We start from the raw sequence: 24,875 nt of genomic DNA, 5'->3' as shown, positions 1-24,875 counted from the left end.
CAGCTGTGGTTATCAATCTGGCCCTGCTGCTGATGATCGGCTTCTTGATCAGCCGGCGGGAAAGCCAGCAGGCTTCCGCTCCGAACCCGCAGCCGATCGATTTCATCCGCGTCGCGCCCAAGCCCGAAGAACCCAAGCCCGTCGCGCCCAAAGCAACAGTCAAGGATGCGAAGGACCTGCGGCCCAAGTCCGGTAGCCCGGCATCCGGGCCCGCCAAGGCTTCGGCAGGACGGACGCGCCGCCCCGGCGCGCCCAAAAAACCTGGGAAAACCAAGTCGGCAGCGCCGCCCGCCCGGCCCCGGATTGACGTCCCCGAGCAGGGCACGGGCACCCCGTTCGCCCCTGTGCCGGGGTCGGACTCACGCCTGACGGCGCCGCCATCGCAATGGCACGGGGAAAAAAAGCCCGCGTCCGATGATGGCAGGGAAGCTTCCGGCGGTGGCGGCGGAAACGGGTCGGGCGGCCGGAATCTGGTCGTGCTGCACCGCGTGCCGCCGCGTTATCCGTCCAGAGCCGAGGCGCGGGGCATCGAAGGCTGGGTACGGCTCGAAATTACTGTATCCCCGACAGGTACCGTCAGCAAGGCCCGGGTCGTTGACGCCAGCCCCAAGGGCGTATTCGATCGGGCCGCGCTCGAAGCGATCCGGCAATGGCGCTTCAAGCCTGCCTTCAGGGAAGGCCGGGCCGTCGAACAGCAGGCGGATCAGACAGTCAGGTTTCGGCTCAAAAAGCCGCACTGAACCGCTGCATGACAGAGGTTGACCTTTAGCATGTAGGTCGGGTTAGGCTTTGGCCGTAACCCGACATTTGCGATGTAGAATCAGGATAAAGATAAGTGCGGAAAATACATTTTATTTATAGCGTGTCATTGGGGCCTCGCTTTTCTTTGTAAACGGCGCGGCGGAAGCCCAGCCGTCCGCTGTCCATCCGAATCAGCCCGCTTATCCGGCGCAGCAATGGGTTCGTGATCCGTTCACGCCCAGCGCGCTGATGTATGAAACGGTCGGGGCGCAGTCCGGGATGGCGGGCAGTACGTATGGTTTCGTGCCTTCTGCGGAAAATGGCGGAATTCCTAAAATGAAGCTGCGGGGCTTGCTGAATCAGGAGGAAGGCAATTTTATCGCTTTGCTTGAGGTGGAGGGGGGGGTACCTTTATGGTACGGGAAGGGGATGAGTTCAATATCGATCCGTCACAACCCCAGAATGCGATTCGCGTCGATAAGATAACGCGTCTGAGCGTTACGGTTGAGACCGGCATGCTCGGTTCAATCCGGGTTCTGAGATGATTTTCGCAAGATACTGTATCTGAGGAAAGAAGACCGTTGGCTTCGATGCCGATCAGTTAGCAGCTGTGCGGAGTCTTGGCGAAAAACCGGCATGGGCGGCTAACCTGAGTCCATCACAGGTTGGAAAAGTGTTTGTTCGCACCCGAATCGCTGCCCGTTAAGGCGTTAACGGCGCGGCGTGAGGGGCGATTTTGCGTAACAAGCGCCCGAGCAGGTCCGAACCGGTAATGATGCGGCGTTGAGCCTCCTCCCAGACCAGGATCAGATCTTCGTCGATGACGTCATCCCCGGGCTTTTCCGACCGCACGGTAAGCCGGTGCAGTACATGGCCGAGCGGCTGGGCCGGATCGGATACCACCAGCGGAAAATGGCAGAGTGTTTGCGGATCAAATGGCGTTTCTCCGAACAGCGCGGCGCGCAGAAACATTGGAGCGTTTATTATACGGCGAGGTGCGTTGCGATCGTCCACCAGCACGACCCATTTTTTGCCGGAGGCGGCTATTTCGCTCAGGAAGGGGTCTTCCGCGCTGCGCTGCAATTTTGGGAATACGGGGCGACCGCCCCGAAACGGCAGGCGAATAACGCTGCGCGGATCCAGCGGCTCACCTTCCTCGCCGACCGGGATGTCATCGAGCATCAGAAAATTGATGGCGCCGATGGCCTCGGTCCGGCCGATCTCGGTATCGTTTTCTCGCGCATGATGCTCAAGCAGATGATGCAGTTCACGCTCCCGCAGCCAGGGTATGCCTTCCGGGCCGATCCAGGCATCGAGCAGTTTTCCCGACGGCCAGGCCAGCGGCCACAGCAGCACCTGATAGAAGCGCAACAAAGGCATGAGCGAACCCGCCACGCGCAGCGCGTGATGTGAAAAATAAGCTTGAGGGACGATCTCGCCAAACAGCGTGATCACCACCGTGGAAAAGAAAAACGCCGACAAACCGGCCAGCACCGAATCGGCCAATAAGGTTATCACCACATTGACGGAGACGTTGCTCCACAAAATGGCGGTGAGGGTGAAATTGGAATTCCGGCGCAGGGCCAAAACCCGCCGGGCGTTCCGGTCGCCATTTTCGGCGATGGTCTCGAGATGCAGGCGGCTCAAGCTGAAGACCGCCAGATTCAGGCCCGACAGTGCCGCCGATTGAGACAGGCAGATGAGAATGCCGGCCCAGATTGGTAGCTGGTCCATAGGCCATTCTTCAGCGGGCTGAACATCGCCGAGAGCCTCGCGCCAGCCGGCCAAAATAGCTGACCATTCGCCAGGATCGACTCCGCCGATACGCAACACGGCCAACGCCAGCGCAATGATGACCAACAGGGCGGAGGTGACAGTGCCGGAGTGGCGGGCATGGACATGGAGCATTGGCGTCTCCTTTAGACTAGATTGAAACGTTCCGAATAAACCCGGTTGAGGGCGGCTCCGCGAGCGATCAGGACCGGCTCGACGCTGTCCATCATAGGCGGCGGGCCGCACAGAAAGTACTCGATCACGCCGTTGTCCTCGGGCAGATAGCGGTCGAGTAAATCCGCATCGACGTAGCCGGTCTCTCCGTGCCAGTCTTCCGGTGGCTTCGTCAGGACATATACCAAAGTCAGCGGCAGCTTGGCGGCTATTTCGTCCAGTTCGGCGCGGAACAGGATCGAATCGGCGTCCGAGTTGGCGTAAATCAGGCATAACGGAAAATCGCTGCCCAGATCGCGGTAGGTGCGCAGCATGCTGATGATGGGCGTGATGCCGACGCCGCCGGCGATGAAGACCGCGCCGCGCGAACTGGCCGCATCATGGAAGAATACGCCGTAAGGCCCTTCCAGCCAGGCACGGGTGCCTGGTTTGACCTCGCTCAGACCGTCGGTGAAGTCGCCGAGCGCCTTGGCGGTGATCGCCAGCCTGTCGGTACGGACCGCGCTCGAGCAGATCGAGAAGGGATGTTGTTGGAGCGAAAATGGCGTATCGCCGAGCGTCAGCCACGCGAACTGGCCGGGGCGGAATTTCATGCCGGTGTGGCCTTCGGCCTCGAACACTAACGTCGTGGCATCCCCGGGTTCTTGTATGACTTCAACTACCCGCCACGGTCGCCGGAGCATTCTGAAAGGGCGCAGCAGGCGCGAATCAAGAATCAGCAACAGTCCTAATCCGACCAGGCACACCAGGACCCACTTTTTCCAGTCCGGCGCGAAATAGTTGTCTACCAGCAATGCGTGACCGAGTCCGCCTGTAACGATCAGCAGCGACAAGACGCCGTGGAGGGTGCGCCATCGCTCGTAGGAAAGCCCGAATGTCAAGCGCAAGAGAGAACTGGTGACTAAGACCAGCGTCGCGAAAACGACGAAGCTCAACGATGCGGCGCGCATCAGGTCTGCGCGCGGATCGAGAAAAGCCAGATAGGCTGGATCGGCGCTGAGCATCGCGGCCGGATGAGCCAGCACTAACAGCAGGGCGAAGATGCCGAGCTGACGATGAAACTGCAGTACATTATCCATCCCCGCTCCCTCGGCAAACCAGCGGTGGCGCCCTGAGACGGCCGGCTGCATGGCCAGCACGCCGAGCGCAAGCAGGCCTAGCATGGCGCCGAATTCAGCCGGGAATGACCGTGCCGGCGGCACTTGAAACCCGATCGCCAGCGCTGTCGGCAGCAGCGCTAGCCCCAAGTAAATGATAATCCATGACAGCGTTTGCCAGAAACCGTATTTCAATTGCGTACCCTCGTTATCGTAATCGACAGTTCGGAGGCAACCGTCGGCTGTTAAAGCCCTGCGTGCTTTAAATCATGATGCTGCCGCGCGCGAGGGGCGTAGGAAACGTTTTTGAACGATTGGGTCAAAAAAGACCACGGCCACATTAAGACTTGCCGGTAGTCCTTGTCGGATCTCGAAGCGGCACGCATCAACCTTTCCTGACGCATAGGAAAACTGGCCGCCGGTTCAGAATATACTCGCCGCGCCCGTTTCCGGTCAAGAAACTAAAAAATAGCCGGGTCGGCTTCATCGCAGTTCAGCCCGAAGGGCCGGAAAAGGCGTTGCAGCGGGAACCGGTTTTCGAACCGCCGCCAAAGCTCAGGGGCCAATGGCGAGATCAATTTCAGCAATGCTAAGGGCAATGGACGAGAAACGGATTCGCCCACCGGGCCGGGATAAGTATCCGGCCAGTACGGGTTTGAGTAAACAGGCGGTCTTTCTTGAGGCATGGTCCGGCAACAATACCCGTTCTGGCCTCTTTGACCAATCGGTTATGACTTTTGTCCTGTACTGGCACTTTAATTAACTGATGTTACGCAGCTGTAGGGTCGAATTCACTTGTGCCCCATGGGTATTCGACCCGTGACCCCCGCGATATACCGGCAGTGCGAATGAATTCGCACCTACAGCGCATAAAATAGCCGTGCCGTCAGATCTGCCGTTGGCATTCGTCCCCGAGACGCCTGAAACGATTTATGGGTAACATCAGTTAATTAAGGCGGTCGAAAGCCTGCCGATTAGCCAGGGTGCTTGACTAAAGCGCAGTAACCGGGGCTGAATTGCCGGACGTCGCTCATGAAGAGCGGGAAACTCGGCGCTCATTCCACCTCATGCTCCAAAATCCCCTGCCGGCCGGCCAGCAAGGTCATTTCGGCTATCGTGGTCACGCCCAGTTTTTCCTTGATCGCCGTGCCATGGTTGCAGACCGTCTTGTAGCTCAGGCAGAGCTTTTCGGCGGCCTTGTGCGTGTTGTAGCCACGGGCCAGCAGGCAGAAGACGTCGAATTCACGGGGTGACAGCAGCCCGATCCTTTCCGACTCGTCATGGCCCGTCCCCATCGTGATCGCCAGCTGCTGCGCCAACTCCGGGTCCACATAGGTGCCGCCGCCGGCAATCTTGCAGACCGCCGTCACCAGCGTCTCGGGCATGCTGTTTTTAGTGATATAGCCTTTGGCGCCGGCTTTGATGGCGCGTGTGGCATAAGTCAGTCCGTCATGAATGCTGAACACCAGAATCCTGCAGTTCGGGTCCCGGTTGATCAGCCGCCTGATCGTTTCAAAACCGCCGATGCCCGGCATCGACAGGTCCAGCACCACGATATCCGGCTGATGCTGGCTGAAAAGCTGGCAGGCCGTCTCGCCCCGATCCGTTTCATAAATCTTCCCGATGTTATCGGATAACGCCAGATAGGTCTTATAGCCTGCCCGGACGACGGCATGGTCATCCACCAATAATACATCGATCTTACGTGACACTCAGTTGCTCCCCTACAAATTCACTCATGATGCGTTGTTTTAGCGGACAAGACTATGGGAGCTTTTCCCGTTTTATCGATGCGGGCCGGACAGGGGAAAATTTCACGGGCATTTGAGGCAAATTTCCCGGTCATTTCGGGGCTAATTCCGTAACCCGGGCAGAGCCGCCTCCCGTATCATTTCCGCCCAGCATAGCCTTGCGCGCCGATGAACGACAAGGCATTTCGTTTTGATCAAGAAAGCTGACTGCTGCAAGTTCTCACAAACAAACACCTTCGGCGCGCATGGGCTAGGCCTTATTAATCAGTGCATAAAAATAACCTGGAGGAAATATGCGGATTTCGAAATTTGCTCGTCATGTGGGGACGACAACGGCGCTGGCGGCGGGCATTCTGCTGGCCTTGTCGCAACCGGCGCAAGCCAATAAAGAGCTGGACCAGATGTCGCGCCAGAACACCAATTGGGTGATGCAGACCAAGGACTACAGTTCCACGCATTACAGCGAGTTGTATGACATCAATATCACCAACGTCAAGAACCTGAAGCCAGCCTGGAGTTTTTCAACCGGCGTGCTGAATGGCCACGAAGGCGGGCCTCTGGTCGTTGACGGCATCATGTATGTTCATACGCCTTATCCGAACAATGTTTTCGCCATCGATCTGAATAATCCTGACAAAATATTGTGGGAATTCAAGCCCAAGCAAAATCCGGCGGCCCGTGCGGTAGCCTGTTGCGACGTCGTCAACCGCGGTCTGGCCTATGCGCCGCAGGGCAAGGATTATCCGGCCACGATCTTCCTGAACCAGCTTGACGGCCATATCGTCGCGCTGAACGCTAAAACCGGCGAGCAACTGTGGAAAATGGAAAACTCCGACATCGCCATGGGCTCGACCCTGACCGTCGCGCCGTTTGTCGCCGAGGACAAGGTCATCGTCGGCACGTCCGGCGCCGAACTGGGCGTCAGGGGCTACGCGACCGCCTATAACATCAAGGACGGCAAGCAGGCCTGGCGTGTGTTCGCGACCGGTCCCGATGAAGACATCAAATTGTCGAAAGACTTCAATAGCGCCAACCCGCATTACGGCCAGTTCGGCCTGGGTCTGAAGACCTGGGAAGGCGACGCCTGGAAAATCGGCGGCGGCACCAACTGGGGCTGGTACGCCTATGATCCCGACCTGAGAATGCTCTACTACGGATCAGGCAACCCGGCGCCATGGAACGAAACCATGCGTCCCGGCGACAACAAGTGGACCATGACCATCTGGGGCCGCGACATCGATTCCGGGGAAGCGAAATTCGGCTATCAGAAAACGCCTCACGACGAGTGGGATTATGCCGGCGTCAACTACATGGGCCTGTCCGAGCAGATGGTCAACGGCAAAATGACCAAACTGCTGACCCATCCTGACCGCAACGGCCTGGTTTATACCCTGAACCGCGAAAACGGCGATCTGGTCAATGCCTTTAAAATCGACAACACCGTCAACTGGGTCAAGCACGTGGACCTGAAAACAGGCCTGCCGGTGCGCGATCCCGAATATTCGACGCACATGGACCACGAAGCCAAAGGCATCTGTCCTTCGGCCATGGGTTACCACAACCAGGGCATCGAGTCCTACGATCCGAACAGACAACTGTTCTTCATGGGCGTGAACCACATCTGCATGGACTGGGAACCGTTCATGCTGCCTTACCGCGCCGGCCAGTTCTTCGTCGGCGCCACCTTGAACATGTATCCGGGACCTAAAGGCACCTTGGGCCAGGTCAAGGCCATGAATGCGGTCACCGGCGAATTCGAGTGGGAAGTCCAGGAAAAATTCGCGGTCTGGGGCGGTACCACGGCAACAGCGGGCGACCTCGTGTTCTACGGCACGCTGGACGGCTACATCAAGGCGCTCAACTCCAAAACCGGCGAAGAGCTGTGGAAGTTCAAGCTGCCTTCCGGCGTGATCGGCCATCCGATTACCTATAAACACGACGGCAAGCAGTACGTCGCGATTTATTACGGCGTGGGCGGCTGGCCCGGCGTCGGTCTGGTATTCGACCTGAAAGACCCGACAGCCGGTCTCGGCGCGGTCGGTGCGTTCAAGGAACTGGCGCACTACACCCAGATGGGCGGCGGCGTCATGGTGTTCTCTCTGTAATCATCTGAAAACGTAGTAGGGCGGGCGGCAATGAACCGCCCGCCATTACCCTGAGGACAATATGCGATTCAAAGCAACTATTTTAACCGCTCTTTCCCTGGCGATGGGCCTTGCGGTCTCCGGCGCTTATGCACAGGAACCGCTGAAAGTCTGCGCCGCGGAAGATGAAATGCCGTACTCCAATAAAAAAGGGGAGGGCTTCGAGAACAAGCTGGCGCAACTGGTCGGCGAGGAACTGGGCCGGAAAGTCGAATACGTGACCTGGACCGATCCGCGCTTCTACCTGCGCGATTACCTGGACAAAGGGCTTTGCGATGTTTCCATCGGCATGGATACGGGCGATACGCGCGTCCTGACCACGCGGCCTTATTACCGGTCCGGCTACGTGTTCATCACGCGCCAGAACGACAATCTGGATTTGCAGAACTGGGACAGCGAAGTCCTGCGCAAGGCTGAGCGCATCGCCTATGTGCCGGGTTCGCCGGCCGAGGTCATGATGCGCGCCATCGGGCGCTACAACGACATGTTCAATTACGAGCAGGAACTGGTCGGCTACAAGTCCAGGCGCAACCAGTACGTCAAGTACGATAACGCCAAACTGGTCTCCGAGGTGGCAGCGGGGCGTGCCGAAGTCGCCGTGCTGTGGGGGCCTGCCAGCGCACGGTATGTCAAGGAATCGGCAGCACCACTCAAGGTGACGGTGATCCCTGACAACAATGCGCGCGCCGACGGCGAGAAAGTAGGCTTTCACTACAGCACCTCCATGGGCGTGCGCAAAGGTGACGAGGCCCTGCTGGCGCAGCTGAATCAGGTCATCGAAAAACGACAACAGGATATAAGGCAGATTCTGGAAGCAGAAGGGATTCCCCTGCTGCCCGAACCGGAACCCGCTTTAGCCATGAAGAAACAGGATTAACAACAAAATGAAATGTAACTATTTAACAGCCGCCGCGTTCGCGGCCCTGGCTTTGTCGAGCGCCGGCGCTCAGGCGGACATCACGCTGAACCATGCTATCACCGGCGAAGTGCTGGACATGAGCGTCGCCAAATCCGGCGGCAATACCGATGCGTTCAAGCAATTCATGCAGAAAGGCAAAAACCCCTATAACGGCGACAAGGGAGCGATCGAGAAGGGTAAAAGCCTCTACATGACGGGCTGCTCCGGCTGCCACGGCCATGAAGCGGAAGGCAAGCTGGGACCGGGTCTGGCCGACGACTACTGGACCTATCCGGCCAACGCCACCGACAAAGGCCTGTTCGAACTGCTGTTCGGCGGCGCCAACGGCATGATGGGACCGCAATACGTCAACTTCAGCACCGATGAGATGCTGCATATCATGGCCTTTTTGCGGGATATCTACAAAGGTGACCCGAAAAAAGCCAAATGGTTGAAAGACTGACGTTACGGCATCTCCGTTATCTATCCCGTTTGCCGCGCCGGGCGCCGCCGCTTTTAACCGGGGTAGGCTGGGTTGATAAACCCAGCATTCGGAGCCGCCCATGCCGGGTTTCCGCTAAAGCTCCAACCCAGCCTACACGTGCTGTAGGGTACGCATTGCGTACCTTTTCAGCTAAGCACTAAATAACGAGGACACGACAATGAAAAAATTACTTTTACTCGGCTTCGCAAGTCTTATGGCCACGCTGTCATTTTCCGCATCGGCCTATGACGGCACCAACTGCAAGGAGCCCGGCGTGTGCTGGGAGCCCAAGCCGGGCTATCCGGAAAAGGTCGCGGGCAGCAAGTATGACCCGAAGCACGATCCCAACGAACTGAATAAACAAGCGCAGTCCATTAAGGAAATGGAAGCCCGGAATGAAAAGCGCTGGGAGCATTTGAGCAAAACCGGCAAGTTTGTTTATGACGTAGAGGAAATCAATTAAGGATTTCCACAGGGACAGGCACGAGCCCCCTCTCATGTTTGTCCTGCACCGAAGCCTGAAGCGATAGGCTTTGCCTCAGGCTTCAATTCTCATGCATTTTTTTAAGACTAAGGATACGGTGGAGGATAACTTCCCCGAATTTTGGCAAGTGCGTGTAGGGGCGATTTTAATCGCCCTGGGCGAATGAATTCGCCCCTACATAAGCGCTGATTTTAGCCAAAGACTTAAACCATACTTGCTCCGTTAAGACCTCCCCTTAACGGAGTTTTTTTATAGCAAACATGACAGACAACCAGCTCAACGACTGGCGCGCCAAGGCGCTGCAGTTCGAACAACAGATCAACGGGATTGTGATCGGCCAGCCCTCCGTGATCCGCAATATCGTCCTCGCCGTGTTCGCGCGCGGCCATGTATTGCTGGAAGGCCAGGTCGGCGTCGGCAAGACGACGCTGCTGCGCGCCATTGCCCATGGCCTGGGCGGCGATTACCAACGCGTCGAAGGCACGATCGATCTGATGCCCGCCGATCTCGTCTACTACACCTACCTGGACGAAGCCGGCAAGCCGCGCGTCGATCCGGGGCCGTTGCTGAAGCAGGGCAGCCGGCTGGCGACTTTCTTTTTCAACGAAATCAACCGTGCCCGCCCGCAGGTGCATTCGCTGCTGCTCCGGGCTATGGCGGAGCGCAGCATCAACGCCTTCAACCGCGATTACGAATTTCCGCACATGCAGGTGTTCGCCGACCGCAACCGTGTGGAGAAAGAGGAAACCTTCGAACTGCCGGCCGCCGCAAAAGACCGTTTCATGTTTGAAATCGGCATGACGACGCCGACGGACGACACGGTACTGGATGAACTGATGTTCAACCAGCGCTTCCATGACGTCGACCGGCTTGTTGCGGGCATGGAAACCGGCGGCATCGCTTATTACGAACTCAACGATCTGGCGGTCATGCTGCAAGAGAACATACAGGGCACGCCGAAACTGCGCGCCTATGCCCTGGCGTTGTGGAAAGCCTCGCATTACCCGCAGGACTACGGGATCGAACTGACCGACGTGGACATGAGCGCGCTGCTGCAGGCCGGCGCCAGTCCGCGCGGGATGAGCTACTTCATCCGCGCCGCCAAGGTCCGCGCCTGGCTGGAAGGTCGCGATGCCTTGCTGCCCGAGGACCTGCAGGCGGTCTATCCGGTCACGATGGCGCATCGCATCTTTTTGAGCCCGATGTACGCCTACCGGAAGGATGAACTGATGCCCGAATTGATCAACGGCATTCTTAACCAGATTGCCGCACCGTGATTGAATGGATGTCAGAGTTGAAAAGGTAGGGTACGCATTGCGTACCTTTTGCGGCTGGGCAATTGGAACGCTCGGCAAGGTACGCAATGCGTACCCTACAGTTCTGTAGGGTCGAATTCATTCGACCCGGGACATTTGCATGCTGGGCAATATGACTGTTTTTGTAGTGCGAATACCCTATAGGGCACAAGTGAATTCGCACCTACGCCTTGATAGCGATAAGTTATTCAGATGAGCAACCCATGAGCGTTAAAAAATACTTTGATTTAATCAAACCCAAAACGGATCTCGGCGATTTGGCCGAACAATACCTGACCTGGGCCGGCGTCAGTTTTATCTGCTTTTTTATTGCCGACGGCTTCGATCATCTGGCGGAAGCGTCCTACGCGGCCTATTACACGGGCGCCATTAACGAGGCCGTCAGTACCCGGTTCTGGGTGTTGCTGGGCGTCACCGGCCTGTTGCTGTTCTGCATGGCGTTGCCTGTCGTTTTTCTGGCGCGCCGGCTGCCCGCGCTCGTTCAGGTTTCCCATTACCTGCGCCGCATCACGCAGGCCTTCTGTCTGATCGCGTTCAAGATCGGCGCTCTGATTGTCGGCATATGGACCGCGCATTTCCTGCACTTCAGCGACAAGGACCACATGCTCGCCTCGAAATCGCTGCTGATCGACGATATCGGCTTTTTCTCCATACTCGCGCTCGGCACATTAAATACACTGTACTGGCTGATCGGCGAGGGGATTTACAACCGCGACGACCGGAGCTATTCGGGGCTGGTCGGACTGATCCTGGATTGGCCCGTCAAGTACAGCTTGCCCGCCTACACCGTCTTCACCGGCGCCGTCATGTATTTAATAGCGAGCCAGCAGTAAACGCCATGTCAACCGCTCCCGAAACCTTCCGCTACCGGCTGGCAAGTCCCGCAGGCAGCGTTTTTCCCGGCGCGCATCCGGGACAGATGGTCAGCAGCGGCCAGCTGTTCAAACGCCATGAACCGCTGATCGCGGCGCCCGACCCCCGGCGCATCGATCTGCGCGCCAGCGTGCTGGACCCGTTCGGCAGCTATCAGGTGCGCGTCTACCAGCAGAAAAGCACGCTCGATGTCTACCTGATCGCCGACCTGTCCGCGTCGATGTCGTTTTCCGGCAGCCTGAACAAACAACAAATCCTGATCGATTTTCTATTGTCGGCCGCCAGCTCGGCTTTCAGTTACGGCGACAGTTTCGGTTTTATCGGCTGCGGTCGACAGCTGGAACAGCGCTGGCTGCTGCCGGGCTGCCGGCAAATGGGGCGCATCCGGGCGCTGGCGAAAAATCTGGAAAATCATGTTCTGGCACAAGGCTGCGAAAGTCTGCCGCAAACGGCGCGCTTGCTGCCTGCGAGCCGGGCGCTGGTGTTTCTGTTGTCCGATTTCCACTTCGGCGCTGACAGGCTGCAGAGCCTGATGCATGCGCTCAACCGGCACGACGTGATTCCTCTGGTGCTGTGGGACAGCGCCGAATACGCCGATCTGCCGCCCTGGGGGCTGATCAGATACCAGGACATGGAAAACGGCGCCATGCGCACCCTATTCATGCGTCCGGCGCTACGGCAGAAAATCGTCCGGGCCTTCGAGCAGCGCCGGCGGCAGCTGCAGCAGGCATTCCGCGCCTTCGGGGCCGAGCCTTTGTTTATCGACGGGCGTTACAAGGCCGAACACATCGATCATTATTTTCAACAGAGGGCCGCATGAGAACCCTATTGACCGGCATCCTGCTGGCGCTGTCGCTGCTCGGCTGTTCGGACAAATCGTCTGTCGGCGAGGTCGAACTGCTCGCGCCGCGCCCGTTCGGGTATGTCATCGGAGACGAGATTCAGCATCGCATCCGGGTCGAAACCCGCAACGGAGTCAAGCTGCAAGCCGGCAGCCTGCCCCGGCAGGGCGCGCTCAACCGCTGGCTGAATCTCAATGACATCAAGGTCGAAGAAAGCAAGACCGGCGGCGGTTTCCGTTACACGATCGACCTGACCTATCAGGTCTTCTATGCCCCTAATGAAGTCAAAATGCTGACCATTCCGGGCTTCAATCTCGTGCTCGGGCAAGGCGACAAGACCGCCGAACAGGCCGTGCCGGCCTGGCCTTTTACCCTGTCGCCCCTACGTGGGCTGGCTATAAGACTGGATGAGTCCGGCGAATACAAGCGTTCCGACGCCATGCCGCCCGCACTGCGGACCGACGGCCCGGTGCTCGGCATGATCGTCGCCGGCCTGATCGCCTTGGCTAGCGGGGGCGGTCTGGCCTATCTGTACGGCTATCTGCCGGGGCTGCCGCGGCGCAGCATCTTCAAGCGCGCCGGCGGGAAACTGGCGCGCCTGTCGGGTCAAGAACTGGAGCAGGGCCTGACGGTGTTCCATGAGGCCCTGAACGCGCTGAACCGTCAGCCGCTGTTCAAGCACAAGCTGGCCGGCTTTTACCGGCAGCATCCGCAATACCGGCAACTCGGCGACCAGCTGGAATGGTTCTTCAACTGCTCCAACCGCTATTTCTTCGCCGGCGAAGCCGAGTCCGGCGTGGAAGCTCTGGGCCGGCTCAGAAAGCTCTGCGCGACCTGCCGCGAGATCGAACGGGGCAGCAAATGAATTTTGCCGTCGAAACGCCGTGGGTCCTGGCGGGCCTGCTGTTCATGCTGTGGCCCCTGTTCGATGACGGGGTGCGGCTCAGCCCTTATCCGTGGCTGGCGATGCTGCCGCCCGATGCCGTTTCCGCCGGGCTGACCACTTTGCTGCGCATACTCGGCATGGCGACGATCGCGGCGCTGGTGCTGGGCCTGGCCGGCCTGCACCGGACCGAGCAAAGCATCGAACGCATCGGCCACGGCGCCAACATCGTCCTGTTGCTGGACCGCAGCAACAGCATGGACAACACCTTCGCCGGCAAGGCGCCGGATAGCGCGGAAGAATCCAAGGCCGCGGCGGCGCGGCGCCTGCTGACCGAGTTCGTCGCCGGGCGCCCGCACGACATGCTCGGCATCGCCGAATACAGCACCTCGCCGCTGTTTGTGCTGCCGCTGACGGAAAACAAACAGGCGATCCAGGCGGCCATCAACGCTACCGCCGCGCCCGCGCTCGCCTATACCAATATCAGCAAGGGCCTGGCCATGGCCATGTCCTTTTTCGACAACCGGGAGCTGACCGGCTCGCGCATCGTGCTGCTGGTGTCCGACGGGGCCGCGGCCATCGATCCGGACAGCGAACTGCAGCTTCGGCAATGGTTCAAGCAGCAGCAGATCCGCCTGTACTGGATTTTTCTGCGCACGGCCAACAGCCCCGGCATTTACGAATTGCCGACGGACTCGCGCAACGACAACGCCGAGGCCATGCCGGAGCGCTATCTGCACCTGTTTTTCACCAGCCTGAACATTCCCTATCAGGCTTATGAAGCGGAAAGCCCGGACGCCATGCAGAAAGCCATCGCCGATATCGACCGACTGGAACACCTGCCCCGGCATTATCGCGAACGCATCCCCAGACAGGATTTGTCGGCGCTCTGTTACCAGTGGGCCGCCGGATTGATGCTGGCGTTGCTGGCTTTGAAATTGTGTGAGGTAAGAAGGTGACAAGAACCTTGAGAAACGCCGCGCTGTGGGGCGTGCTGATGGCGAGCAGCTTCGCCGTTTTTTATGAACTGTGGGCGCTGTACCGGATCGACCGGGAAAACGCCTGGATGGAGCAACTGGCTTCGGGCCATGATATCGATATCGAAAAACTGGTCGGCGCGAAACCGGAAGTCAGGCTGGCGAGAGCGGTTTACTTCAAGAGCAAGCACCGTTACGACGAGGCCCTGGCGACGCTGAGCCTGATCATGGATGCGGGCGATCGTGCGCTGCAGGCCAAAATTCGCTACAACCTCGGCAACGTCTATCTGGAGCAGGCGGTTGAACAGGCCGAAGCTAAAAATTTCAATGAAGCGCTGCCGCTGGCGGGGCTGGCGAAGCAGGCTTACCGGCAGGCGCTGGCGCTGGACAGCCGGTTCTGGGACGCCAAATACAACCTCGAGGTCGCCATGCGCCTGCTGCCGGAAATGGACCGGGTGACCATCAAGGACGACAGCCCCGACAACCGCAAATCGCAGCCGTGGACGACCGTGCCGGGCTTTCCCAGAGGCCTGCCTTGATGAGCTTTTCCGGCGTGCACAAGGATTACCGCTTCTGGTGCCTGGTCCTGGCGCTGACCGCCATGCTGGCGCTGTTCGCGCATCCCCGTGAGCGGCAGAAGCGTCCGGTCTATAACCTGGCCTTCATCGTCGATATTACCCGCAGCATGAACGCGCAGGACTACCGGCTGGACGACAGCTCCGTCAGCCGTCTGCAGTATGTCAAACAGACACTGCGCGAATTGCTGCCGAAGCTGCCGTGCCAGTCGAAAGTCGGCCTGGGCGTGTTTACCGAGCGGCGCTCGACCCTGATGTTCGAGCCGATCGAAGTCTGCTCGGGCTTCGCCGAGCTGGATGCGGCCATCGCCGAACTGGACTGGCGCATGGCCTGGGCGGCGGACAGCCGGATCGCCGGCGGCCTGCTCAGCGCGCTGGAAATCCTGCAAAACAACGATTCCAGGGTGGTGTTTGTGACGGACGGACAGGAAGCCCCGCCCGTCAATCCGCGCTATCGCAGCGATTTTTCGGCTATCAAGGGCAAGCTGGACGGCATGATTCTCGGCGTCGGCGGCCTGCAGCCCGTGCCCATCCCGAAATTCAACGCCAACGGCGAACCTGCCGGCTTTTACAGCGCCGAGGATGTGCCGCACCGTTCCTCGTTCGGCGAGTCCAACCTCAATCCCGAAAAAATCGAAGGCTACGACGCCCGCAACGCGCCGTTCGGCCGGGAGGCGGCGACGGGCAGCGAACACCTGGCTTCCCTGCGCGAGCCGTATCTGCAACAGCTGGCGTCGGAGGCAGGCCTGCGCTATCACCGGCTGACCGATATCGATGCCTTGAACGAGGCCCTGCAAACGCCCGATTTCGCCGTACAGAAACCGGTGGACGCCGATGTGCGCTGGAAAGCGGCCGTCGCGGCGCTGGCGCTGCTGCTGCCGATTTACGGCGGCCTGTTTAAACGATACTTACATAGAGCAATAACCAGAGTTTGACTATGCAAAACTTAAAAAAGACCTTCACGTTTTCGCCACGAATGATCCTGCTTGCCTCAACCCTGATCGGCAGTCCGGCCTGTTTTTCAGAGCAGCAAAAAGAAGATATCCCCAATCTGGTCGGTGTCTGGACCGGAGAAAACACTACTTATTCAGAACAAAAGGGACATTCAAGCTGGGTTAAAACGGTCGAAATTTCCGAGCAGAAAGGGCGCATATTCAAAGGACACTTCACTTTTTCGGCCGGGACTAAACACTTTTTTGGGGTTATTTATCCTGATAACACATCATTTACCTGGGTTGGCGCGGATAGCAAAGGCTATAATCATGGCCGTATTCTGAGCAAGGATCATGTCAGCGCCTGCTATGCTGAGTCTGGATCGGACGCCACTATCGGCTGTGCCGATCTGGTAAAGAAAAACCCATGAAATTTCAATCGAACTGACGATTCGGAGCGCTATCGCCACAGGCCGAAAGAGGCGATCGTTCATGCTGACCGGGGCGGCTAGTATTGTTGTGCCGCTTACCGGCGACTGATCTCAAAATACCCATTGATTTGCAGTATGAGTAAAAAAGGCCTGTTACGATAATGCGGCCATGGAAAGCTGGAACCATAGCTTCAAAGTCGAAGCGGTTCATGGTGAGCGATTTCTAACCCGAGCAGATGCTAAGCATCAAGTGTTCGACTGGTTTGAGGTGTATTACCATCGCAAAAGGCTTCACTCCCAACTAGGCTATCTCAGCCCGGAAGCTTTTGAAACAAAAAAAATCGCTGAGTCGAGCGTCTATAAAATCAGGGCAAGATCAATTTTGCCCTGATCCATTAGAGACACAAGGACGGGCTTAACCTGGTATTCGGTCGGGAAATGATGGCTGGGTCAGGGCACACAGTAGTTCGTCAAAATCGACCGGTTTGGTCAAATAACCGTTGAATCCGGCTGTTCTCGCCTGTTCATAATCCACTTGACGCCCATAGCCGCTCAGGGCGATCAGATGCGTCATTTTCAATGCGGGATGTTGCCTGAGCGCCCGCGCAACCGCGTAGCCATCCATACCGGGCAGACCGATATCGAGCAGCACGACCTGCGGCCGTTCAGCCAGCGCGGCTTCCAGGGCCGTATAGCCATCGTAAGCCAGCAATACCTCGTGCCCTTCGCTGCTCAGCAACAGGGACAGACTCTGGGCGGCATCGCGGTTATCGTCGACCACCAGAATGCGGAGCGAACCTTCATCCGGCTTCGAATCTGCCGGATAGAGAACCGGGCAAACCAATGATTCCCGCAGGCAGGGCAGACGGATGACAAATTCGCTGCCTTGGCCGCGACCTTCGCTGTAGGCCCCAACCTCGCCGCCGTGCATCGTCACCAGGCTTTTGACCAGCGAGAGGCCAATGCCCAAACCGCCTTCCGCGCGGTCGATGGTGCGGTCCACTTGATAGAACAGTTGAAACAGGCCAGGTAATGCCGAAGGATCGATGCCCCGGCCGTTGTCGCGGACCCGGATGAAGACCTTATTGTCCGCTTGTTCAACGCTCAGACTGATGCAGCCACCTGCGTCGGTATACTTGGCGGCATTGTTGAGCAGGTTCGAGACGACTTGCGACAGCCGGACCAGGTCGCCTTCGACATAGACAGGTTCAGGCGGCAGGTGTACGGTGAATGCATGACGGCGAGCCTCGATCAGCGGCTGACTGGTTTCCACCGCCCGCTGCACGATAGCCGCTACCGCGAGAGGCTCCTTCTTGAGTTCGATCTTGCCGCGGCTGATGCGCGAGACATCCAGCAGGTCATCGACCAGCCGGACCAGGTGTTCGACCTGGCGACCGATGACGTTGTAACACCAGGCCTGTCGCGTTTCGTCCAGGCTGGAGCGCTTCATGATTTGCACGGCGTTGCTGATCGGCGCCAGCGGATTGCGCAGTTCGTGGGCCAGCATGGCAAGGAATTCATCCTTGCGTTGATCGGCTTCGCGCAAGGCCGCTTCGGCCTGCTTGCGCTCGGAGATATCACGGCTCACAGTGGCGATACCAACTGGCTCGCCGGTATTGTCTTTGATGAAGAACACGTTGTAGATCATCCAGATGGGGGCGCCGGTCTTGAAGTGGCGGAACCTGATTTCTACATCAGCGTGGCCCTCGCGCACAACGCGCGGGAAGAATTCATCAAGGATGAATCGCTGGTCTTCAGGAAAAAAAAACGCCTGGATTGGCGTTTGGACGCATTGTTCCATGTTGTCGAGGCCGATCAGGCGCATGCCGGCTTCATTGATGTAGAATGGATTGAAATTCATGTCGCACATGCCGATGAATTCCATGCTGTTTTCGGCCAGTGAAACGAATTTTTGCCGTTCCAGCTCCATGTGCTTGCGTTCGGTAATATCGCGTAGGGCGATGACGTAGCCGGGTTGTCCATCCCATTCCAGCGGCGAGGAACGCATTTCTGCCCAGGCGAGTCCGTTCGGGCGGATCAGATTAATATCCTGATGGCTGTTTTTATCAGGATTGAGTGGAATCGCCAATGATTGACCTATTATCGGACTGCGTGCCAGCAAGACTTCGGCAGCCTGGTTGGCATAGAGCACGACACCTTGGGTGTTTACAACCAAAACACCATCAGTGATGGTGTCGAGAATCAGGTCAAGCTTGGAGGAAGGGGCTGCCATAGTGCGATAAGTTTGCTTAAACGATGATGGTTTGTACGCCGATTCCTTTAGCTTCGGTAGTAATGGCTGCAATGATTGAAGGTACCCGCGACAGATCGCCGAGCAGTTTCAGCACGGGTTCCGGCACATCGCGCACCAGCATCGGCGTCGCAAACACGTCTTTTTCCAGCGCTTTTTCCGGCATGCCCAATACTTCGACGACGTCCAAAACCCACTGTCCGGGGTCGTAAAGTTTGGCGAGCGCAACGGTAATCTGCTCGACCATACGGCGGGTTTCGTTGTTCAACGATACCACGTACAGGGTTAGAACCAGTTTATGCTGCGTTGCGCGCCGTACTTGCTGAGGAGAGGCATTACGGGCAATCTGGGCGATATTGCGAATTTGTTCGGAAGACAGCGGCTTGCTGGCCAGTTCGAACTGAAAGCCTTCCTCATGTATGTCCTTCAGTTGCTCCATGTATTCGGAGGCAAAGGCGGTGACGATATAAATGTTCAGCGCTTCATCAATGGCTTTCAGACGGCGCAAGGTTTCCACTCCATCAATGCCGGGCATGCGCAGATCAAGAAAAATCAAATCGGGACGTTCGGCAAGGGTCATTTCGATGCCTTGCAATCCGTTCTCGGCTTCGCGAACCGAGAAGTTGTCATTTTCCAGGATCAGTCTGAAGGCGCCGCGCACCGCAGGATCGTCGTCTATTACCAGAATTTTACTTACCATATATCGTCTTTTTTGTGTATTGGGTTTTAAATGCTCAAACACGGGGGGAAACTTAGCCGCAAACAGCAGAGTCGTTCCAAGTCGTGTCTATTGGGGTTTGAATACTCAAACATGGGGGAATCGTAGCCGCATGCAGCAGCCGTGTCCATGCAAACTCTCCACCTGTATACTGCCTCCGATATCCTGAACCAGACGGCGGATGACTGACAAGCCCAGGCCGGTACCTTTTCCGGGGGGCTTGGTAGTAAAAAATGGATCAAAAATTTTGCTTTGCACATCTTGCGGAATGCCGGAACCGTTATCGGCTACGCTCAATTCCAGCATCCTCTCCATGGGCCTGACTATGATTTTGATTTGTGGTTGCTGGCTGCCGGCTAGCGCGTCGCGGGCATTAATGATCAGATTGACCAGAATCTGCTGCAGACTGTCGGCGCAACAGTGGATGGCCGGCAGATTGTCGGCGGCATCAAGCTCAACCTTTATGTTATTTTTGCTCAATTCGCCTTCCAGCAGCAGCAGACTTTGCCTGATCACTTCTACCATCTGACACTTGCCGCTTGGTGTCGATCTGTTGTGAACAAACACCAGCATGTTGCTGACAATCTTCTTGATGCGGTGAATTTGCTGCAGCGCCTGATCGAGCACTTCCTTTGATTTTTGATCGGGGCTTCTGTCCGCGGCGAATTCGACAAAGTTCATCACGCCCATCAGCGGATTATTGATCTCATGCGCCACGCCGCCGACCAGCGTCCCCAGTGCCGAGAGTTTTTCCATCTGCAGCATGTGCTCCTGATTCTCCTGCAGTTTTGTATAGGCCAGCCGGGTTTGCTCCAGGAGGCGGGCGTTTTCCAGGGAAATTGCAGCCTGGGCGGTCAATAGTTCGGTCATATCGGTTTTTTCGGCGGTAAATACACCAGTCGACAGCCGATTTTCCAGGTAGAGCAGGCCGATGAGTTCGTTTTGCTTGATGATCGGCAGGCACAGTACCGAACGTAGCCTTTGCGCTTGCACTTCCGGAGTATCCTGAAACTCGCCTTCGGTCATCGCATCGTGCAGCAGCACTTTTTTACGCGTGCGCAGCACGTAATTGACGATGGCGTGGCTGATGTCGCTGTGGGTCTGGTTAAGACTGAGATGCTGGCGATTAACGATGTGTTTTTTGCCGACATGGCTTTCCGCGGCGATCAGCAGTTCATCCTTATCTTTGATTAGCAGGTAGCCGTGCTGAGCCCCCGAGCTTTCCAGCACTACGGTCATGATTTTTTGCATGAGCCGATTCAGATCGACTTCCGCCGACAGGGCCAGCGCCGATTTTATCAGATAATTGAAGTCGAGATTCGGCAGAGTAGCCTGCACGTCAAAGGCAACGTTTTTTTCGGCGCGGGTTGCGTTGTCATGGTCGATATAAGGGTGACGTTGCTGCAATAATGCGCTTTTGCGGTCGGCGCGGCACATCCGGTACATGCGCCGTGCCGCGTCGTAATAAAGTTCGGCATCGCCGAGATTGCCGGCTGTCATCACCTCGGCCAAGGCTTCGTATAAATGACCGGTGAGCAGCCCGTAGTTTTGTGCCTGGGCGATCGCGATGGCATCCAGATACAAGTTGCGCGCTTCGCGCATCTGGTTTCGGGCACGGGCGATCTCAGCATGAACAAAGGCCAGAAAGGGCTTCAGCAGCGGTCCGAGACGGGCCCAGGTTTCCAACTCTGCCAGCAGCGGCGCGATTTCCGCTTCAAGCGCCGGCCAGTCGGCATCCTCCGGCCAGCGCAGGCGATTGACTATACGGAAGACATACCAGAGACGCTTCAGCACGTTATCGGTCAGGCCGTGCAGATAGCGTTCCACCGTTTGCAAGGACACTGCCGCCGCCGCGTAATCGCCCAGATAATGCTGCGCGAAACCCAGCAGCGCAAAATAACTGCCGGAAGCGGCGACATAATTGTCGGTTTCCCATCGCGCCAGCGTATCGGTCATATCCACCGGCTGGTAGTCGGGTTTCATCGGCGCCACCCAGCCGGCCAGCACGGCTTCGGCAAGGCCGACCGAGAATGACAGCTGGTTCTTGCGGGAAAAATGCAGGCATTCCTCGGCGGCTTCTTCAACCAGGCGCAGGTTTTTGCCTTGTACCTGCAAATTCCACATCAACGGTCCGTAGGACAGGCCTGCGTTATACAAATCGCCGCAGTTCTTGCCGCACTGTATGGCTTTGTGACTGTAATCGACGATCTCGGCCGGATGGCTGCGCGAGTGCATGTTGCACCAGACAATGCCGTTCATGCCGCGGGTGGCGCCGAAGGTATTGGGGTGTTTTTCGCACAGGTCGTGGGCCAGATCCTGGTAAAGGAATGCCTGTTCGAACTTGCCCTGTTCGCCGAGATTGAGGCCCATGATCGAAAACGAATAAATCACCGATTCGTCCATGCCGCCCTGCAGACAATGCAGCGTTGATTGCGCCGCTGACAGGTACAGTTGCGGCACCAGGCCGGACATATAGAGATCGGGGATCAGCTCGCTGTAAAACGCCAGTTCGATCTTGCTTTTGCGGTCCTGGGTAAAAGGCATGTGCAGAATGGTCGTCCAGACATCGCTCTGTTGTTCGATATCCGCCATTAAGGTCAGCATCCGCTGTTGGGCTACCTCGGGCTGCTCGGGAATTGGCTTGTCAAAATAGGCCAGGCCGCGGTTGGCGGTAGCTATCGCCTTGTTGAAATTGCCGAATGAAGACAGCGACGTGGTCTGTTCCGCCAGGGCTTCGGCCTTGTCCAGGTCGCTGACGGCGTGTTCGATCAGATAATTGATCAGCACTTCCGATTTTTCGTAACGGCCGCACATCAGCTCAGTCTTGGCCAGACGCTGGTAAATGCGAAATGTCAGATCGTAAGCCTGCTGCCAGCAGTTGTCCGGCAGATAGTCGTGAGCTTTCTGGAAAAAATCGTTGGCGGCATCGCCGGCCAATGCATCCAGCGCCTTGTTGCCGGCCTGGAAGTTGATATTGACCAGCCGATAGGCCAGATCAGGATCCATGTCCGCCGGACGACCGAGATTAAGGTGGGCGGCAATGGTAAACAGGTTGTCAAGGGCTTCAAGAGGGGTTCCTGCCGGTACCGCTTGCAGCAGACGGTTGCCGATGCGCCAGTGGATAGCGGGCTTGGCCTGGGCGTCGACCTGGCGCAGTACCGCTTCCTGAACCCGGTCGTGAACGAACTGCAGATCGGATTTGTTTTCCAGCAGCATGCCCAGATTCAGTACCGGCTTCAAATCCTCAAACAGCTGTTCGATACGGATATCCAGTACCAGCGCCACATCTTCGGCGCTGAAACGGTTGCCCATGCAGGCGCAGTGGTCGAGGATATGCAGGGTTTTGATGGGCAGCTTGCTCACTTTGGAGCTGAACAGTTCCACCACCGAGGTCGGCATCCGCGTGTCGCGAATCCGCTTCATGTCCCAATGCCAGTGCTGTTCGGCATCGGTATTGAGCAAATCCTCGTTATACAGCCAGGCCAGACTTTCGCTGACGAACAGCGGGTTGCCTTCGGTGAGGTGGGCGATAAATTCCGCCAGATTGGCCGTGGTTTCCAGCGAGGAATTGAGAATGTAGGCCACCATCTCGTGGCAGTCGGCGTCGGTTAAGGCCTCTACGCGAATTTCCGCGAACGGGCTGTGGTTTTCCTGAATCTTGCGGATCAGCTTGCTGAGCGGATGGCTGCTGTCGACTTCGTTGTGCCGATAGGCGCCCATGAAAAAAAGGAAAGGGTGCTCATGATGGTTATCGAACAGGTTTTGCAGGAAATCGAAGGTTGCGCTGTCGCACCATTGCAGGTCGTCGATAAACAGCACCAGCGGATTATCCTCGCTGGCCAGACAGGCCAGAAAGCGGCCGAACAAATTGTTGAAACGGTTGCGGGCTTCCACTGGCGGCAGATGCGGCACTTCCGGCTGACGGCCGATGATGAATTCCAGTTCCGGCAGTACATCGACGATGACGCCGCCGTCGTCACCGACGACATCGAGTATTTTCCTTCGCCACGCCTGAACCTGCACGTCGCTTTCAGTCAAAAAGATGCGTATCAGATTGCGCAAGGCCTGGATCAGCGAACTGTAAGGGATGTTTTTCTGGTATTGGTCGAATTTGCCGGAAGTGAAATAGCCGCGATTTTTGACCAGTGGTTTCTGCAGTTCCTGAATCAGCCGGGTTTTGCCGATGCCGGACAGGCCGGAAATAAATACCGAGCGAAATTTGCCCTCGATGACCTCGTTGTATTGCTGCTGTATCAGCTCACTTTCGGCCTGACGGCCCACCATCTTCGAAATAAAGATGACCCGGCGGCTACGATCGTGCTGGCCAACCGTAAATGCCGATACGCTGCCGGTGTCGGTGTATTCCTGTTTGCAGCGGGTCAAGTCGGCCAGCAAACCCGAGGCGCTTTGGTAACGCTTCTCCGGTTGCTTGACGGTGAGTTTGGCGATAATATCGGCCAGGACCTGGGGAATCTGCGGCTTGAGCTGATTGACTTTAGGCGTTTCCTCGGCCAGATGCGAGTGAATCAGTTCCAGCGGATCGCTGGAAAAAAACGGCAGCTGACCGGTAAGCAGCTCATAAAACATTATCCCTAATGAATACAAATCGGTGGAAAAATCTACTCTATAGTTGATGCGGCCGGTCTGTTCCGGCGAGGTGTAGGCCAAAGTATGGCGTACGAACTCCGGGTCGTAGATAAAATGGCTGACGTCACGAATGTCGAGAGGCGTGATGAAATCGGTCAGCCGCAGGGTTAGCGTCCCTGGCTGGACCAATATATTGTGAGGCTTGACGCCGCCGTGGGTAATGCCGGCATCGTGCACCGCCTGGAGCGTATCGGCCAGTGTACAGGCCAGCGTAAAAAAATCCTTGAGATCGAGTTTATCTTGCTGTTTTGCCCAATAGTTCAGCGGTTGTCCGGCAAACCAGGGCTGAACGATAAACTGCTGGTTGCCGTATGATTCCAGCGCAATCGGCGTGGAAACCCGCGGATCGTGCAGCACTTTCAGGCGTTCAATTTTCTGGCGCAGGTGTCGGGATTGATCCTCCCAGCTCGACAGCTGTTTCAGCAGTTTGATGATCAGGGGCTGGTCGGGGACGTGTCTGTGGTAGCCTTTGAATACCACGGCCTGCAAGCTTTCTCCTAGCTTTTCGGTGACGATGTAGTTACCCAGTTTGGACGCGCCCTGCGGTTGATTTTTTGTTATCGCTATATCAATCATTTGCTATTGTAAGTCGCGTGTATTGGCGCGATTGAATTTTGAGCACTGTTTTGTGCCCAATCTCTATAGGAAGCTCGCCATGCTTCGCGAAATAGTCATCCGATGTCCAGCGGATTCAAGTACGTCAATAATTTCATTACGGGAGAATAATTTTTATATAGCTATTAAGGTTATTAGGGCTGAAAGGAAAAGTCTTAATAGTAAGGCTGAAAGTAAAATAAAAAAATAAGTACAAATACCTACCAAACTCATGCTGAATTTAATATTGCACGATATTCCGCTTGTTAACCTGATGTATGGATGGCTGC

Annotated in this window: 19 protein-coding genes and 1 pseudogene; 14 read left to right on the top strand and 6 right to left on the bottom strand. The window is 57.0% G+C overall.

Annotated elements, in window-relative coordinates:
• The first annotated feature begins 344 nt into the window (after positions 1 to 344).
• Positions 345 to 740, top strand: coding sequence for an energy transducer TonB (locus METLU_RS28670; protein ID WP_231383601.1), 396 nt, complete (start codon positions 345 to 347; stop codon positions 738 to 740).
• 703 nt (positions 741 to 1,443) lie between these two features.
• Here the strand turns inward: METLU_RS28670 and METLU_RS0112600 are convergent.
• The 3 genes from METLU_RS0112600 to METLU_RS0112585 form a co-directional block, all read right to left on the bottom strand.
• Positions 1,444 to 2,649: a DUF21 domain-containing protein gene (locus tag METLU_RS0112600; protein WP_155920548.1), complete on the bottom strand. Its 1,206-nt coding sequence runs from the start codon at positions 2,647 to 2,649 to the stop codon at positions 1,444 to 1,446.
• A gap of 11 nt (positions 2,650 to 2,660) precedes the next feature.
• Positions 2,661 to 3,980: a ferredoxin reductase family protein gene (locus METLU_RS0112595; protein WP_027158523.1), complete on the bottom strand. Its 1,320-nt coding sequence runs from the start codon at positions 3,978 to 3,980 to the stop codon at positions 2,661 to 2,663.
• Positions 3,981 to 4,840: 860 nt separating this feature from the next.
• Positions 4,841 to 5,497 (bottom strand): response regulator, encoded by a 657-nt coding sequence (locus METLU_RS0112585; protein ID WP_027158521.1) that lies wholly within the window; start codon positions 5,495 to 5,497, stop codon positions 4,841 to 4,843.
• 332 nt (positions 5,498 to 5,829) lie between these two features.
• Here METLU_RS0112585 and METLU_RS0112580 point away from each other — a divergent pair, with 332 nt between their 5' ends.
• The 13 genes and pseudogenes from METLU_RS0112580 to METLU_RS26755 form a co-directional block, all read left to right on the top strand.
• Positions 5,830 to 7,641: a methanol/ethanol family PQQ-dependent dehydrogenase gene (locus METLU_RS0112580; protein ID WP_027158520.1), complete on the top strand. Its 1,812-nt coding sequence runs from the start codon at positions 5,830 to 5,832 to the stop codon at positions 7,639 to 7,641.
• A 61-nt stretch (positions 7,642 to 7,702) separates the two neighbouring features.
• Positions 7,703 to 8,557, top strand: coding sequence for a methanol oxidation system protein MoxJ (moxJ, locus tag METLU_RS0112575; protein ID WP_027158519.1), 855 nt, complete (start codon positions 7,703 to 7,705; stop codon positions 8,555 to 8,557).
• Positions 8,558 to 8,564: 7 nt separating this feature from the next.
• A complete protein-coding gene (gene moxG / locus METLU_RS0112570; protein ID WP_027158518.1) occupies positions 8,565 to 9,041 on the top strand; it encodes a cytochrome c(L), periplasmic in 477 nt (158 codons plus the stop codon).
• Between the two features lie 199 nt (positions 9,042 to 9,240).
• Positions 9,241 to 9,525 carry a methanol dehydrogenase [cytochrome c] subunit gene (locus METLU_RS0112565; protein ID WP_027158517.1) on the top strand — a complete coding sequence of 95 codons (285 nt, stop codon included), beginning with the start codon at positions 9,241 to 9,243 and terminating at the stop codon, positions 9,523 to 9,525.
• A gap of 281 nt (positions 9,526 to 9,806) precedes the next feature.
• Complete coding sequence (locus METLU_RS0112555) at positions 9,807 to 10,823, top strand: AAA family ATPase (protein ID WP_027158516.1); 1,017 nt, start codon at positions 9,807 to 9,809, stop codon at positions 10,821 to 10,823.
• Positions 10,824 to 11,065: 242 nt separating this feature from the next.
• The gene (locus METLU_RS0112550; RefSeq protein WP_027158515.1) at positions 11,066 to 11,695 is read left to right on the top strand and encodes a hypothetical protein; all 630 of its coding nucleotides are present in this window, start codon (positions 11,066 to 11,068) and stop codon (positions 11,693 to 11,695) included.
• 5 nt (positions 11,696 to 11,700) lie between these two features.
• Positions 11,701 to 12,555, top strand: coding sequence for a DUF58 domain-containing protein (locus METLU_RS0112545; protein ID WP_027158514.1), 855 nt, complete (start codon positions 11,701 to 11,703; stop codon positions 12,553 to 12,555).
• Complete coding sequence (locus METLU_RS0112540) at positions 12,552 to 13,442, top strand: hypothetical protein (protein ID WP_027158513.1); 891 nt, start codon at positions 12,552 to 12,554, stop codon at positions 13,440 to 13,442. The genes METLU_RS0112545 and METLU_RS0112540 overlap by 4 nt, the downstream gene beginning before the upstream one ends.
• Positions 13,439 to 14,419: a vWA domain-containing protein gene (locus METLU_RS0112535; protein ID WP_027158512.1), complete on the top strand. Its 981-nt coding sequence runs from the start codon at positions 13,439 to 13,441 to the stop codon at positions 14,417 to 14,419. Before METLU_RS0112540 ends, METLU_RS0112535 begins: the two co-directional genes overlap by 4 nt.
• On the top strand, positions 14,416 to 14,976 hold the full coding sequence (locus METLU_RS0112530; RefSeq protein ID WP_027158511.1) for a hypothetical protein: 561 nt from the start codon (positions 14,416 to 14,418) through the stop codon (positions 14,974 to 14,976). The genes METLU_RS0112535 and METLU_RS0112530 overlap by 4 nt, the downstream gene beginning before the upstream one ends.
• Positions 14,976 to 15,947 carry a vWA domain-containing protein gene (locus METLU_RS0112525; RefSeq protein ID WP_027158510.1) on the top strand — a complete coding sequence of 324 codons (972 nt, stop codon included), beginning with the start codon at positions 14,976 to 14,978 and terminating at the stop codon, positions 15,945 to 15,947. The genes METLU_RS0112530 and METLU_RS0112525 overlap by 1 nt, the downstream gene beginning before the upstream one ends.
• Positions 15,948 to 15,949: 2 nt before the next feature.
• Positions 15,950 to 16,375, top strand: coding sequence for a hypothetical protein (locus tag METLU_RS0112520; protein ID WP_027158509.1), 426 nt, complete (start codon positions 15,950 to 15,952; stop codon positions 16,373 to 16,375).
• Positions 16,376 to 16,423: 48 nt separating this feature from the next.
• Positions 16,424 to 16,766 (top strand): annotated as a pseudogene (locus METLU_RS26755) (integrase core domain-containing protein); the annotation flags it as partial.
• Positions 16,767 to 16,790: 24 nt separating this feature from the next.
• On the opposite strand, the gene METLU_RS0112510 reads toward METLU_RS26755, so the two are convergent.
• The 3 genes from METLU_RS0112510 to METLU_RS0112500 form a co-directional block, all read right to left on the bottom strand.
• Positions 16,791 to 18,608, bottom strand: a complete 1,818-nt coding sequence (locus tag METLU_RS0112510; protein WP_027158508.1) for a hybrid sensor histidine kinase/response regulator — start codon at positions 18,606 to 18,608, stop codon at positions 16,791 to 16,793.
• A 16-nt stretch (positions 18,609 to 18,624) separates the two neighbouring features.
• Complete coding sequence (locus tag METLU_RS0112505) at positions 18,625 to 19,326, bottom strand: response regulator (RefSeq protein ID WP_027158507.1); 702 nt, start codon at positions 19,324 to 19,326, stop codon at positions 18,625 to 18,627.
• A gap of 105 nt (positions 19,327 to 19,431) precedes the next feature.
• Positions 19,432 to 24,567: an AAA family ATPase gene (locus METLU_RS0112500; RefSeq protein ID WP_027158506.1), complete on the bottom strand. Its 5,136-nt coding sequence runs from the start codon at positions 24,565 to 24,567 to the stop codon at positions 19,432 to 19,434.
• Between the last annotated feature and the right edge of the window lie 308 nt (positions 24,568 to 24,875).

This window comes from Methylobacter luteus IMV-B-3098 (assembly GCF_000427625.1).
Taxonomy (GTDB): Bacteria; Pseudomonadota; Gammaproteobacteria; order Methylococcales; family Methylomonadaceae; genus Methylobacter; species Methylobacter luteus.
The sequence above is the reverse complement of the archived record's forward strand: the minus strand, read 5'-3'. Positions and strand labels throughout refer to the sequence as shown.

What these genes read in the sequence shown, in the direction of transcription:
- METLU_RS0112520 (WP_027158509.1), top strand. Translation starts at nt 15,950, where the DNA reads ATGCAAAACTTAAAAAAGACCTTCACGTTTTCGCCACGAATGATCCTG.
- METLU_RS0112510 (WP_027158508.1), bottom strand. Translation starts at nt 18,608, where the DNA reads ATGGCAGCCCCTTCCTCCAAGCTTGACCTGATTCTCGACACCATCACT.
- METLU_RS0112525 (WP_027158510.1), top strand. Translation starts at nt 14,976, where the DNA reads ATGAGCTTTTCCGGCGTGCACAAGGATTACCGCTTCTGGTGCCTGGTC.
- METLU_RS0112545 (WP_027158514.1), top strand. Translation starts at nt 11,701, where the DNA reads ATGTCAACCGCTCCCGAAACCTTCCGCTACCGGCTGGCAAGTCCCGCA.
- METLU_RS0112535 (WP_027158512.1), top strand. Translation starts at nt 13,439, where the DNA reads ATGAATTTTGCCGTCGAAACGCCGTGGGTCCTGGCGGGCCTGCTGTTC.
- METLU_RS0112555 (WP_027158516.1), top strand. Translation starts at nt 9,807, where the DNA reads ATGACAGACAACCAGCTCAACGACTGGCGCGCCAAGGCGCTGCAGTTC.
- METLU_RS0112500 (WP_027158506.1), bottom strand. Translation starts at nt 24,567, where the DNA reads ATGATTGATATAGCGATAACAAAAAATCAACCGCAGGGCGCGTCCAAA.
- METLU_RS0112600 (WP_155920548.1), bottom strand. Translation starts at nt 2,649, where the DNA reads ATGCTCCATGTCCATGCCCGCCACTCCGGCACTGTCACCTCCGCCCTG.
- METLU_RS0112550 (WP_027158515.1), top strand. Translation starts at nt 11,066, where the DNA reads ATGAGCGTTAAAAAATACTTTGATTTAATCAAACCCAAAACGGATCTC.
- moxG (WP_027158518.1), top strand. Translation starts at nt 8,565, where the DNA reads ATGAAATGTAACTATTTAACAGCCGCCGCGTTCGCGGCCCTGGCTTTG.
- METLU_RS0112505 (WP_027158507.1), bottom strand. Translation starts at nt 19,326, where the DNA reads ATGGTAAGTAAAATTCTGGTAATAGACGACGATCCTGCGGTGCGCGGC.
- METLU_RS0112580 (WP_027158520.1), top strand. Translation starts at nt 5,830, where the DNA reads ATGCGGATTTCGAAATTTGCTCGTCATGTGGGGACGACAACGGCGCTG.
- METLU_RS0112540 (WP_027158513.1), top strand. Translation starts at nt 12,552, where the DNA reads ATGAGAACCCTATTGACCGGCATCCTGCTGGCGCTGTCGCTGCTCGGC.
- moxJ (WP_027158519.1), top strand. Translation starts at nt 7,703, where the DNA reads ATGCGATTCAAAGCAACTATTTTAACCGCTCTTTCCCTGGCGATGGGC.
- METLU_RS0112565 (WP_027158517.1), top strand. Translation starts at nt 9,241, where the DNA reads ATGAAAAAATTACTTTTACTCGGCTTCGCAAGTCTTATGGCCACGCTG.